General features: G+C 32.8%; 13 protein-coding genes. 8 read left to right on the top strand and 5 right to left on the bottom strand.

The window, feature by feature from the left end; genetic code table 11:
* The first annotated feature begins 52 nt into the window (after window positions 1–52).
* On the top strand, window positions 53–1324 hold the full coding sequence (locus tag ACFS5M_RS13500) for an acyloxyacyl hydrolase (protein ID WP_183489292.1): 1272 nt from the start codon (window positions 53–55) through the stop codon (window positions 1322–1324).
* A gap of 16 nt (window positions 1325–1340) precedes the next feature.
* On the opposite strand, the gene ACFS5M_RS13495 is transcribed toward ACFS5M_RS13500, so the two are convergent.
* Together ACFS5M_RS13495 and ACFS5M_RS13490 are read right to left on the bottom strand one after the other, a co-directional pair.
* Window positions 1341–2291, bottom strand: a complete 951-nt coding sequence (locus ACFS5M_RS13495) for a phosphoribosylaminoimidazolesuccinocarboxamide synthase (RefSeq protein ID WP_183489289.1) — start codon at window positions 2289–2291, stop codon at window positions 1341–1343.
* A gap of 179 nt (window positions 2292–2470) precedes the next feature.
* Complete coding sequence (locus ACFS5M_RS13490; RefSeq protein ID WP_183489286.1) at window positions 2471–3424, bottom strand: PhoH family protein; 954 nt, start codon at window positions 3422–3424, stop codon at window positions 2471–2473.
* 121 nt (window positions 3425–3545) lie between these two features.
* On the opposite strand from ACFS5M_RS13490, the gene ACFS5M_RS13485 reads away from it, so the two are divergent.
* The 4 genes from ACFS5M_RS13485 to dnaN all read left to right on the top strand — a co-directional run bounded on the left by ACFS5M_RS13485 (window position 3546) and on the right by dnaN (window position 8321).
* A complete protein-coding gene (locus tag ACFS5M_RS13485; RefSeq protein ID WP_183489284.1) occupies window positions 3546–4382 on the top strand; it encodes an SAM hydrolase/SAM-dependent halogenase family protein in 837 nt (278 codons plus the stop codon).
* Window positions 4383–4385: 3 nt separating this feature from the next.
* A complete protein-coding gene (locus ACFS5M_RS13480) occupies window positions 4386–4682 on the top strand; it encodes a putative quinol monooxygenase (protein ID WP_183489281.1) in 297 nt (98 codons plus the stop codon).
* Window positions 4683–4709: 27 nt separating this feature from the next.
* Complete coding sequence (gene gldG, locus ACFS5M_RS13475) at window positions 4710–7097, top strand: gliding motility-associated ABC transporter substrate-binding protein GldG (RefSeq protein WP_183489278.1); 2388 nt, start codon at window positions 4710–4712, stop codon at window positions 7095–7097.
* 105 nt (window positions 7098–7202) lie between these two features.
* On the top strand, window positions 7203–8321 hold the full coding sequence (gene dnaN / locus ACFS5M_RS13470; RefSeq protein WP_183489273.1) for a DNA polymerase III subunit beta: 1119 nt from the start codon (window positions 7203–7205) through the stop codon (window positions 8319–8321).
* Window positions 8322–8431: 110 nt separating this feature from the next.
* Here the strand turns inward: dnaN and ACFS5M_RS13465 are convergent, their stop codons facing one another.
* Entirely contained in the window at window positions 8432–8770 is a 339-nt protein-coding gene (locus ACFS5M_RS13465; RefSeq protein WP_183489270.1) for a DUF4870 domain-containing protein, read from the bottom strand.
* Between the two features lie 247 nt (window positions 8771–9017).
* Here ACFS5M_RS13465 and ACFS5M_RS13460 point away from each other — a divergent pair, with 247 nt between their 5' ends.
* From ACFS5M_RS13460 to ACFS5M_RS13450, 3 genes are read left to right on the top strand one after another with little or no spacing between them, the layout of a single operon-like run.
* On the top strand, window positions 9018–10058 hold the full coding sequence (locus ACFS5M_RS13460; RefSeq protein WP_379899092.1) for a c-type cytochrome: 1041 nt from the start codon (window positions 9018–9020) through the stop codon (window positions 10056–10058).
* A 5-nt stretch (window positions 10059–10063) separates the two neighbouring features.
* Window positions 10064–10744, top strand: a complete 681-nt coding sequence (locus ACFS5M_RS13455) for a Tat (twin-arginine translocation) pathway signal sequence containing protein (RefSeq protein WP_183489268.1) — start codon at window positions 10064–10066, stop codon at window positions 10742–10744.
* A gap of 19 nt (window positions 10745–10763) precedes the next feature.
* Window positions 10764–11177 (top strand): DsrE family protein, encoded by a 414-nt coding sequence (locus ACFS5M_RS13450; RefSeq protein WP_183489265.1) that lies wholly within the window; start codon window positions 10764–10766, stop codon window positions 11175–11177.
* A gap of 46 nt (window positions 11178–11223) precedes the next feature.
* Here ACFS5M_RS13450 and ACFS5M_RS13445 read toward each other — a convergent pair whose 3' ends face one another.
* Both ACFS5M_RS13445 and ACFS5M_RS13440 read right to left on the bottom strand, forming a co-directional pair.
* On the bottom strand, window positions 11224–11637 hold the full coding sequence (locus ACFS5M_RS13445) for a DUF6691 family protein (protein WP_183489262.1): 414 nt from the start codon (window positions 11635–11637) through the stop codon (window positions 11224–11226).
* 3 nt (window positions 11638–11640) lie between these two features.
* A complete protein-coding gene (locus tag ACFS5M_RS13440) occupies window positions 11641–12195 on the bottom strand; it encodes a YeeE/YedE family protein (RefSeq protein ID WP_183489259.1) in 555 nt (184 codons plus the stop codon).
* Between the last annotated feature and the right edge of the window lie 73 nt (window positions 12196–12268).

Here is a 12268-nt window from a genome sequence, read left to right as displayed (position 1 = left end):
CTAACTATTTATTTTGCGTAATTTACACAGCATATTTTCTAACCATAAATGCATGCGACTCGATCAAACTCTATTAAAAACAGTAATCCTTCCTTTTTTTCTTATCAGTACTATTTCTTCTTTCGGACAAGATCATAACAATAACCCAAACATTATTATAACTCCAGAAATATTGTTTGGTATTACTGGCGAAGCAAATACAGGATTTCCTGACAGAGAACTGCAAAAACAACTTTATGTGAGTTTTGGTTTTGACAATACTAATAATCAACATGAATGGTCACGACGATTTAAAGCTCCTAGAACTGGATTAAGTCTAGGTCTTACCGATTTTGGTAACACCGAAAATTTGGGTTACGCGTTATCATTACTTCCTTTTATAGAATTTAATGCTTTTAAAAACAAACATCTAAAAGTACATGTTGGCACAGGAATTTCATACTTTAATAAAGTATATGACCCAATTGAAAACCCAAATAACAAAGCTGTTTCATCGCATTTTACTTGGGCATTTCGGTTATTAGGTTATTATAGTTTTTCAACCACAAAAAACATAGATTGGCGTGTAGGTCTAGGTTATGCTCACCATTCTAATGGACATATAAAATTACCAAATCAAGGTTTTAATTCTTTTTTATTAAGCGTTTCTGCAGATTTAAAACTAAATCAAAAAACAATTTCTTCAAATACAATTCAAACACCTCCAGAATTAGAAAAGAGTTCTTATCGTTATTTTACCTTGCGTTCTGGTTATGGAGAAAGCACATTATCTAATACCATTAATAGCAAAAAAGATGTCTATACGTTTTCTGGAGAATATGGAAAAGTATATAACAACATATATAAATTAGGGATTGGTTTTTATTATAGATTTTATAAAAAATACTATGATTACATAAAAGACAACGAATCTTTAGTGCAAGAAGGTAGAGAGTTTGAACATTTTAAAAAACATCCTGTTTGGAATGCTTCAAATATTGGATTAAGCTTAAGTGGTGAAATTCTACTAAATCATATTGGTATAGATGTACAAATTGGATTTAATCTCTTTAAACCAGCTTATAAGATAGATTGGCGAATAAATGAAGGCTGGGAAAATGTGCCAAGAGAGATTCCTGAAAACAGTAATATTGTTTTAGGAGAATTTGATACGTACTTTAAAATAAAACACATTATTTCTTCGCGATTAGGTTTTAAATACTATATGATTGGAACAGAAAAACAACCTAAAAACAATATTTATATTGGTGCTTTTATAAATGGTAATTTAGGTCAAGCCGATTTTACAGAGCTTGCAATAGGCTATGTTCACAAGCTCAATTAACCGCTCATTGCAAATCCTAATGACTTAAATAAGACCTTACTTTTTCCGCTATTCGTTTTTGAATATTGGTAACGTCTGCTTTTACAAATGTTTCTCCCATTATATTTTCATACAATTCAATATAGCGTTCTGAAACGGTTTCAATATATGCATCACTCATTTCTGGAACAGTCTGTCCTTCTAAACCTTGAAAGCCATTTGCTATTAACCACTGACGCACAAATTCTTTAGAGAGTTGTTTTTGTGACTCGCCTTGATCTTGTCGTTCTTGATAACCCGCTTTATAAAAATAGCGTGAGGAATCTGGTGTATGAATTTCATCAATTAAAACAATTTTTCCTGCTTTAGTTTTCCCAAATTCATATTTAGTATCGACTAAAATCAGACCACGAGAAGCTGCAATTTCTGTCCCTCTTTGGAAAAGTTTACGTGTATAGTCTTCTAAAACAAGATAATCTTCTTCTGAAACTATACCACGAGCTAGAATGTCTTCTCGAGAAATATCTTCGTCGTGATCACCCATTTCTGCTTTGGTTGCAGGTGTAATTATGGGTTGAGGGAATTTATCATTTTCTTTCATGCCTTCTGGCATAGTAACACCGCAAAGCAGGCGTTTACCAGCTTTATACTCACGAGCTGCATGACCAGACAGATAGCCACGAATCACCATTTCGACTTTAAATGGCTCGCATAAATGACCGATGGCGACATTAGGATCTGGAGTGGCTAATAACCAATTTGGAACCAAATCTTCGGTGGCTTTCATCATGCTTGTTGCTATTTGATTTAGTATTTGTCCTTTATAAGGAATTCCTTTAGGCATGACCACATCAAACGCTGATAACCTATCTGTAGCAATCATGACCAACATTTCGTCATTGATGTTATAAACCTCACGTACTTTTCCTTTGTAAACGCTTTTTTGGTTTGGAAAATTGAAATTGGTATCTATTATTGTATTACTCATGGTAAAATCATTATGGATTCTGCAAGATAATGCAGAACGACAATATTATATTTTAGTTAGAAGGCCTAGCCCAGATTGAAGCATATGTTGGAGCTCTTTTTTGTTAATTCTGCATCGTAATGCAGAATGGCGACTCAAAAAAAGCGACTGCTGAAAGCTGGAAATAGCTTCAAAAAAAATTAAGCCCTATTTTCTATGCCTTTATAAGCTGCAATGACTTTTTTGACTAGTTTGTGACGAATTACATCTTTGTCGTCTAGAAAAATCATGCCTACACCTTCTATATTCTTCAAAATTAATAACGCTTCTTTTAAGCCAGAAATGGTACGACGTGGCAAGTCTATTTGTCCAGGATCTCCTGTTAATAAGAATTTGGCGTTTTTTCCCATTCTCGTTAAAAACATTTTCATTTGTGCGTGTGTGGTGTTCTGGCCTTCATCTAGAATGACAAATGCATGATCTAGAGTTCGTCCACGCATAAACGCCAAAGGCGCGATTTGAATGGTTCCGTTTTCAATATAATGAGCTAACTTTTCTGGTGCAATCATATCACGCAATGCGTCATACAAAGGTTGCATATAAGGATCAAGCTTTTCTTTTAAATCGCCAGGTAGAAAACCCAAGTTCTCTCCAGCTTCAACCGCAGGACGTGTTAAAATAATGCGTTTAACCTCTTTATTTTTTAATGCTTGAACAGCCAATGCAACTCCTGTATAAGTTTTACCAGTTCCTGCAGGACCAATAGCAAAAACCATATCATTTTTGCGCATGAGTTCTACCATTTTGCGTTGGTTAGCCGTTTGCGCTTTAATTAATCTGCCATTAACACCATGAACAATAACTTCGCCACTTTCTTTACTCGTTGCGTAATCGTCTTTACTCTGACTGGTTAAAACGCGCTCGATAACATTTTCATCAAGTTTATTGTACTTCCCAAAATGTTCCATGAGCATCGTTAAGCGACGATCAAATTCTTCAAGTAAATCTTCGTCACCATAGGCTTTTATTTTATTACCTCGAGCGACTATTTTAAGTTTAGGAAAGTATTTTTTAAGGAGTTCTATATTGGCATTTTGTGCTCCAAAAAACTCTTTTGGAGTGATTTCTTCAAGTTCTAGTATTAATTCGTTCAAAAGCGCATGATTTAATTATAGTAATCTGTTCAATTTTATTAGATTTGTTTTCGTTTAGAAAGCAAAACAAACTTACACAATTTTGAGGTGAGTTAGGTTAAAAAAATATCAACAAAAATTTATGGCTATAATAACTTTAACGACTGACTTTGGTGAGAAAGATCACTTTGCTGGTGCGATAAAAGGAGCTATTTATTCCGAGATTCCTGATGTTAAAATTGTTGATATCTCACATTCTGTTTCGCCATTTAGCATTCCTGAAGCGGCCTACATTATTCAAAATGCATACAGCAGCTTTCCGAAAGGTACTATTCATGTGATTGGTATTGATTCTGAAATCAATCCAGAAAACAAACATATTGCTGTTAAACTAGATGGTCATTATTTTATTTGTGCCAATAATGGTATCATGAGTATGATTTGTGCAGAGATTGCTCCAGAAAAAATTGTTGAAATAAATATTCACGATAAAATAGTAACAAGCTTTCCTGTTTTGGATGTCTTTGTTAAAGTTGCCGCACATTTAGCTCGAGGAGGCACACTAGAAGTTATTGGGAAATTAATTGATACGATTAAACCAATAACAAATATTCATCCTTTTATAAATGAAGAACAAACTCAAATAATTGGTAGTATAATTTATATCGATAATTATGGGAATGTAGTCACTAATATCAGGAAACCCTTTTTTGAGAAAATACAAAAAGGGCGTGATTTTGAAATTTCTGCACGTAATTATAAATTTAAAACGATACACAAGAAATATAGTGACATTGTAAATTTTGATACACCAGCAGACAAAAGACATGATGAAGGACGAGGTGTTGTGGTTTTTAATTCGTCAAATTATTTAGAGATTGCTTTATATAAGAGTAATACCGAAACCGTAGGTAGTGCTTCTACCTTAATGGGGCTTAAGCTGATGGATACAGTAACTATAAATATTAATAAAGTATAATTTATGTTTGTTCGTATTGTAAAAATGAGTTTTAAAGAAGACGCAATTGATGTGTTTCTAGAACATTTCAATAAAAACAAAGTATGTATACGAAATTTTGAAGGCTGTCGTTTTTTAGAATTATATAGAGACCAAAAGAATCCTAACCTATTCTTTACCTATAGCTATTGGAATACGGAAGCCGATTTAGAACGCTACAGACACTCAGATTTGTTTGCAGCTGTTTGGGCTAAAACCAAACCATTGTTTAATGATAAGCCAGAAGCGTGGAGTGTTGATAAAGTCGCTTCGCTTCAGTAAATAATAAAACCCTTATAAATTAATTAAATGCTTGCCATACTAAGAAAAGAAATAAGCTCGTTTTTTGCTTCACCAATAGGTTATTTGGTGATTGCCATTTTTTTATTATTAAACGGTTTATTTTTATGGTTATTTAAAGGCGAGTTTAATATTTTAGATAATGGTTTTGCCGATTTGTCTTCCTTCTTTTTATTAGCACCTTGGATTCTTATTTTCCTCATTCCTGCGGTTACCATGCGTAGTTTTAGTGATGAAAAAAAACAAGGAACTTTAGAGCTTCTATTGACTAAACCTATTAGCCATTTAAAAATTGTAATCGGTAAATATTTAGGTGCATTTGTACTTATAGTATTAGCGCTTTTACCTAGTTTACTCTATGTTTATACTGTATATCAGCTAGGAAATCCGCAAGGCAATCTAGATGTTGGAAGCACACTTGGCTCCTATTTTGGTTTATTATTTTTAGTGGCTGCATATACCTCTATAGGTATTTTTACATCGTCAATTACAGATAATCAAATTGTAGCTTTTATTGTTGCTGTATTTCTATGCTTCTTTTTCTATATAGGATTTGAAGGTGTTGCTGATTTTATGTCGAGCAATTTTGTTGAACAATTAGGCATGAATGCGCATTACAAAAGTATGAGTCGAGGCGTTCTGGATACTCGGGATATTGTTTATTTTATTAGTGTAACTCTGCTTTTTATTCTGTTTACAACTAGACGAATACAAACTAAAGCCTTTGATAAAAAAGAATTGGGCACACTTATACTTTTAACGTTTGGTGTATTGGTTATCAATCTATTTTCTACAAAGACAGACATCTACCAACGTTATGATTTAACGACAGACAAGCGCTATACCATTAGCGAAGCTGCATTAAATATTGTACATGAAGTAGAATCACCTATTCAAGTTGATGTTTTTTTAGAAGGCGATGATTTTCCTACTGAATTTAGACGATTAAAAACTGAAACGAAACAACTGCTAGAAGAATTTCAAGCACATAATCGAAATATCGCATTCAATTTTATCAATCCTTTAGAAGATGAAGCGAATCGAGATCAAGTAATTCAACAAATGAATCAGCGAGGTTTAACACCTATGCAATTAACGGTTCAAGAAAGTGGAAAATCGAGTCAGGCTGTTATTTTTCCTTGGGCTTTGGCGAGTCATAATAATGTAACTATTGAAATTCCTTTAGTTAAAACTAAAATTGGAGCAACGCAACAAGAGTTAGTTACTAATTCTGTACAACATTTAGAATATGCTTTTGCTGATGGTTTTAGTAAATTGATTCACCCAAAACGAAAGAAAGTGGCCATACTACGTGGTAATAATCAACTTGAAGACAAGTATATTTTTGACTTTGCAAAAACACTTAGAGACTACTATTTTATTGCGCCTTTCACTTTAGATAGTGTGGCTTCAAATCCGCAAAACACCTCTAAAGCGCTTAATTCTTATGATCTTATCATTTCTGCAAAACCAACAGAAACATTTACTGAAGAAGAAAAATTTGTTCTTGATCAGTTTACGATGCATGGTGGGAAAAGTCTATGGCTAATCGATAATGTAGCGACGGAAAAAGACAGTCTGTATGAAAGTGGAAAAAGTATTGCTATAGCTAGAGATTTAAATTTAACCGATTTCTTTTTTAAATATGGTGTACGCATCAATCCTGTTTTAGTTAACGACCTCTACTCTGCACCTATAGTATTAGCAACAGGTGAAGGGAGTCAGTCACAGTTTCAACAAGTCCCTTGGTTTTATTCGCCATTAGTGAATAGCATGAATACACATCCTATTACCAATAATTTAAATCTGGTAAAATTTGATTTTGCAAATCAGATTGATACTTTAAAAAATGATGTGTCTAAAACCATTTTACTGCACAGTTCTGTACTTACAAAAATTGATGGTACACCAAGAGAAGTCAGTTTAGAGATGACGAGAAAAGAACCAGATCCGCAAACCTATACTAAAGGCCAGCAAAATCTTGCTGTTTTATTGGAAGGTGAATTCACTTCAGTCTATAATAATAGAGTTAAACCATTTCCATTAGATAATGAAAAAAACTCAAGTGTTTCAACCAAAATGATTGTGATTGCTGATGGAGATTTGATAAAGAATGAAGTGGGCAGGAATGGACCCGAAGAACTGGGATTTGATAAATGGTCTGGCCAAACCTATGGAAATAAAGAATTTTTACTGAATGCAGTAAATTACTTGCTAGATGACAATGGACTTATAAACATTCGTTCTAAAGAAATAACAGTTGCCTTTTTAGATCAAAACAAAATAGCATCAGAAAAAACGAAATGGCAGTTTATAAATATCTTACTACCACTAGTATTATTAGGAGTCTTCGGATTTATCTTTAATTATTTCAGAAGAAAAAAATACGCCAAATAAACGACTTTGCATTCGAATAAATGTTAATAAGTTTGTTTCCAATTTCAGTAAGTAAAAGATATATTTGTAATTAGAAAAAATTTCTAATAAAACAGATAGATACAAATGAAATTTATAGTATCAAGTACATATTTACTTAAACAATTACAAGTTCTAGGAGGTGTTATAAACAGCTCAAATACCTTACCCATTTTAGATAATTTCTTATTTGAATTAAACCAATCTAAGTTAACCGTTTCAGCAAGTGATTTAGAGACGACAATGTCTTCTACGCTTGATGTAGAAAGTGATAATGAAGGAAGCATTGCTGTGCCAGCACGTTTACTTTTAGATACATTAAAAACATTCCCAGAGCAACCATTAACTTTTGTTGTAGAAGATAACAATACTATAGAAATTAGTTCTAATCATGGTAAATACGCTCTAGCTTATGCTGATGGAAATGAGTTTCCAAAAGCAGTTGCTTTAGAAAATCCAAGTGCAACAACTATTTCTGGAGATATTTTGGCCACTGCAATAAGTAAAACAATTTTTGCTGCTGGAAACGATGATTTACGTCCTGTAATGAGTGGTGTATTTTTTCAATTTTCTACAGAAGGCTTAACTTTTGTTGCTACAGATGCACATAAATTGGTGAAGTACACACGTAGTGATGTTACCGCAAATCAAGTTGCAGAGTTTATTATGCCTAAGAAACCATTAAATCTTTTAAAAGGTATTTTAGCTGCAACCGATGACAATGTAACTATAGAATATAATGATTCTAATGCGAAATTCACTTTTGAAAATACAGAGTTAGTTTGCCGTTTAATTGATGGCAAATATCCAAATTACGAAGCGGTGATTCCTAAAGAGAATCCAAATAAATTAAGTATAGACAGAACTCAGTTTTTAAATTCTGTTCGTCGTGTGAGCATATTCTCAAATAAAACGACACATCAAATTCGCTTAAAAATAGCTGGTGCTGAACTTAATATTTCAGCAGAAGATATTGATTACTCTAACAAAGCAGAAGAACGTTTAACTTGTGATTATCAAGGAGACGATATGCAAATAGGGTTTAATTCTCGTTTCTTAACTGAAATGCTAAATAATTTAACTAGTGACGATGTACAATTAGAAATGAGCTTACCAAATCGCGCAGGTATTTTAACACCTATAGATGGTTTAGATGAAGGAGAGCAAGTCACTATGCTTGTGATGCCTGTTATGCTTAATAATTAACATCAGCAGTCCCTCATATATGCAAAAAACGCTCACCAAATGGTGAGCGTTTTCTTTATCTTTCAACCTTTCAAATTTTATTTAAAAGGCTACTCTAAAGAGTAAATTAACTAACTAATAAAATTAAAAGATAAAGGATATGTTGGTGTTTCTCCATTACTCGCCTTAATCGCATTAATAATTGGAAATATTATAGAAATTATACCTAATATAACAAATCCTAAAAGTCCTAATCCGAAGAATAGTATCAAAGGAATACATATTAAACAGTAAACGATTAAACTCAATTGAAAATTGATAATATTTTTACCATGCGTATCTAATTGATGTACTTTTTCCTTTTGGGTTACCCAAAGAATTAATGGTAGTATTAAACTCCCAAAGCCAATAACCAAGGTAATAAGTTGGCTTAAGTGTGTTAAAACAATAAGTTGTTTGTCTTGTCTCATGATGATTAAATATTGATTGATACTTATATGACGTCGAATCATTTAAAATGTTACAAAAAACCCCTAAAGTATTAAAGAAGAATTATTTAAGTCGTTACTATTATAATTTTTCGTACTTTTAAAACTTAGCAAAAAATTATGTGCTTTTTATAAGCGTCTAGTTCAAGATTACATAAATCATTTTTTTATATAATATTATTTCTCCCTGAAATTTTTAGCATAGCGAATACCTGTTAAATGACTAGTTATGCCTAATTATTTTATAACGAAAGAAAAAAAGAAACTCATCTTTATAATTTTTATAGGGTTTGGTAGTATTCTTATTTTCGGTGCTCTTCTTTTAGCTCATTTTTTAGATTTTATGCCAAAAAGTGCTTTTGTAGATTCTAACAATATAGCAAGTATTTACTATATGAATTATGATACAAGTACACTTGACAATTCTGAAGAAAGTAAAAAAATTAAATATGGCTACGAACTATTTCGCAATACTCCAGAATACTTAGGTCCAGATAATGGCAATCAAGGGTTAATCTTTTCTGGAAATCGATTAGCCTGTGCAAATTGTCATCTAGATAATGGCACCAAGCCCTACTCTGCTCCGCTTATTGGTATCATCCAACGTTTTCCTCAATTCAGAGGTCGAGAAAATAAAATTGGCACTATTGAGGAACGAATAAATGGTTGTATGGAACGCAGTATGAATGGTAAAATGATGCCTGAAGACAGTAATGAAATGTTGGCTTTTATTAGTTACTTAAATTGGATTAGCCGTTATGCGCCTAAAGATGGCAAAATTGAAGGAACTGGATTTGTAAAAATGAAGATGATTAATCGTGCCATAAATATAGACCATGGCAAGCAAATATTTACAGATCATTGTGTTGTGTGTCACCAAAATGATGGGCAAGGTGTAAAATCTGAAGATGGTAAAACTTATCAATATCCACCACTTTGGGGAAACGATTCATATAATAATGGTGCAGGCATGACTCGTGTATTAACGTCTGCAAAATTTATTAAAGCTAACATGCCTTTCGGAACAACCTATGATTCGCCAACGTTAAGTGATGAAGAAGCTTATGACGTTGCTGGATATATTAATCAGCAAAAAAGACCACAAAAACAAAACTCTGAAAAAGATTTTCCAGATTTAAAGAAAAAACCTGTATCAACTCCATATCCACCTTACGCTGATAATTTTTCAACTGAACAACATCAGAAAGGTCCTTTTAAACCTATAATAGACTATTACAAACAACAATTTAATATAACCAAAACTAAGTAATTATTATGGAAACAACTAGTAACAGTAATTCAAGACGAAAATTTTTAGGAGCAATTGCATTAGGTGCAACTGCAAGTACTATTGGTATTCTTACCAATCCTATTTATGCAAACACACCAGAATTAGACATTAAAAGAATGAATGATTCAGATGAGTGGTTTAAAAAAATTAAAGGTGATCATCGTATTGTATATGATGGCTCTAAACCACATGCTGGATTTCCTATCATTTGGAATTGGGCCTACTATTTATCAAATAATGAAACTGGCACAGCTGACGAAAATATGACTGCAATGACTGTATTAAGACACGATGCCATACCTTTTGCTTTTGAAGACCGTTTATGGGAAAAGTATCCAATGGCTGAAGTCTTTAATGTAAAAAAGAGCGATGGAACCGCTTATAAACGCAACCCTTATTATGAACCACAAGATGGTGATTTCCCGCTTCCAATAATTGATGGTATCAAGCGCATGCAAGAACGTGGTGCAATGTTTTGTGTCTGTGATTTGGCCATTAAAGTATATAGCAATGCTGTGGCTTCGAAAATGAATCTAGATCCTACAGAGGTTTATAATGATTGGGTAAGTGGCATTTTACCCAATATACAGTCTGTACCTTCTGGTGTTTGGGCTTTAGGAAGAGCACAAGAACATGGATGTGGTTACATATTTGCTGGCGAATAAATATTAAAACATAAAAACAATGAAAAATTATATAAACTTAATTATTGCATTCCTAATTTCAATATCAACTTTTGCTCAAGAGAAACCTGTAAAAATTGTATTTGATGTTACAAGTAATGATACTATAGTCCACCAATCGACTATACGACATGTGAAAGCCATGTCGAAGGCTTATCCAGAATCTGAATTTGAAGTCGTTATGTATAGTGGCTCTATAGATATGGTTTTAAAGGAAAAATCATCTGTTGCCTTTGATTTAGAAGTATTAGCAAAAAATGAAAATATCACTTTTGTTATTTGTGAAGGCACAATGAAACGCCATAAAATTGATGCTTCTGAAATCATTCCAGGAGTCACTAGTGTTCCAGATGGCATTCTAGAAATTATTCAAAAACAAGCTGAAGGCTGGGGCTATATTAAGGAAGGTCAATAACTTTTAAGAAAGGGATTTACCAAGGTAAATCCCTTTCTATTATTTTTTAATGTGGCAACTTATCTTTTATAACACCATATAAAAACGTGCCTAAAATTGCAGATACTAACACAATTAATATTGGTAAATAGCCAGCACCTACCAATACAAATATTGGTCCTGGACATGCGCCAGCTAAAGCCCAGCCCAATCCAAATATGATACCTCCAAACATATATCGATAAAAAGATTTGTCTTTAGGTGAAATAATAATTGGCTTACCATCAAATGATTTTATTTTAAATTTCTTAATTAAATAAACAAAAACAATTCCGAACATTAAAGCTGTTCCAATGATACCATACATGTGAAATGATTCAAAACGAAACATTTCATAAATACGGAACCATGATGCCGCTTCAGACTTGTACATAATTAATCCGAAGAAAAAACCGATAACGATATATAGAATACTTTTCATCACTTAAAAAATTATAGGAAATAATAAATGAACCATAATAAGCCCACCTATAAAGAAACCAATCACAGCAATTAAAGAGGGCAACTGTAAATTACTAAGCCCAGAAATTGCGTGACCAGAAGTGCAGCCTCCAGCATAACGTGCACCAAATCCAATTAGTAATCCTCCAACGACTAACAATATGATGACTTTAGTATCACTTAATGCTGATACAGAAAATAATTCTTGTGGTAAATACTGATTGCTTGGTGATATTTTTAATCGTTCTAATGAAGAGATTGTTGCTTCATTTAAAACTGGCATTTCTCCATTTGATAAATAATGTGAAGCCACAAAACCTCCAAGTATTGCGCCAAAAACCACTAATAAATTCCAGCGTTCATTTTTCCAATCAAATCTAAAAAAAGAGCTAGCTTTTCCACCGCCACAAGCTGCGCAAAAGGTTCTAAGATTTGAAGACATCCCAAACTTCTTCCCTAGAAGTAAAAGGATAAACATGGTAAGCGCAATTAAAAATCCCGATACATACCAAGTCCAGGGTTGATAAATAAAATCCATTCTTAACCGTTTTAAGAAGCAAAAATAAACACTTAAACAACAAATTCATGTAACCTATGTTACATGAAAAAAC

The organism is Lacinutrix iliipiscaria, assembly GCF_042686125.1.
GTDB classification, from domain to species: Bacteria; Bacteroidota; Bacteroidia; order Flavobacteriales; family Flavobacteriaceae; genus Oceanihabitans; species Oceanihabitans iliipiscarium.
The sequence above is the reverse complement of the archived record's forward strand: the minus strand, read 5'-3'. Positions and strand labels throughout refer to the sequence as shown.

What these genes read in the sequence shown, in the direction of transcription:
- ACFS5M_RS13500 (WP_183489292.1), top strand. Translation starts at nt 53, where the DNA reads ATGCGACTCGATCAAACTCTATTAAAAACAGTAATCCTTCCTTTTTTT.
- ACFS5M_RS13495 (WP_183489289.1), bottom strand. Translation starts at nt 2,291, where the DNA reads ATGAGTAATACAATAATAGATACCAATTTCAATTTTCCAAACCAAAAA.
- ACFS5M_RS13485 (WP_183489284.1), top strand. Translation starts at nt 3,546, where the DNA reads ATGGCTATAATAACTTTAACGACTGACTTTGGTGAGAAAGATCACTTT.
- ACFS5M_RS13480 (WP_183489281.1), top strand. Translation starts at nt 4,386, where the DNA reads ATGTTTGTTCGTATTGTAAAAATGAGTTTTAAAGAAGACGCAATTGAT.
- gldG (WP_183489278.1), top strand. Translation starts at nt 4,710, where the DNA reads ATGCTTGCCATACTAAGAAAAGAAATAAGCTCGTTTTTTGCTTCACCA.
- dnaN (WP_183489273.1), top strand. Translation starts at nt 7,203, where the DNA reads ATGAAATTTATAGTATCAAGTACATATTTACTTAAACAATTACAAGTT.
- ACFS5M_RS13465 (WP_183489270.1), bottom strand. Translation starts at nt 8,770, where the DNA reads ATGAGACAAGACAAACAACTTATTGTTTTAACACACTTAAGCCAACTT.
- ACFS5M_RS13460 (WP_379899092.1), top strand. Translation starts at nt 9,018, where the DNA reads ATGCCTAATTATTTTATAACGAAAGAAAAAAAGAAACTCATCTTTATA.
- ACFS5M_RS13455 (WP_183489268.1), top strand. Translation starts at nt 10,064, where the DNA reads ATGGAAACAACTAGTAACAGTAATTCAAGACGAAAATTTTTAGGAGCA.
- ACFS5M_RS13450 (WP_183489265.1), top strand. Translation starts at nt 10,764, where the DNA reads ATGAAAAATTATATAAACTTAATTATTGCATTCCTAATTTCAATATCA.
- ACFS5M_RS13445 (WP_183489262.1), bottom strand. Translation starts at nt 11,637, where the DNA reads ATGAAAAGTATTCTATATATCGTTATCGGTTTTTTCTTCGGATTAATT.
- ACFS5M_RS13440 (WP_183489259.1), bottom strand. Translation starts at nt 12,195, where the DNA reads ATGGATTTTATTTATCAACCCTGGACTTGGTATGTATCGGGATTTTTA.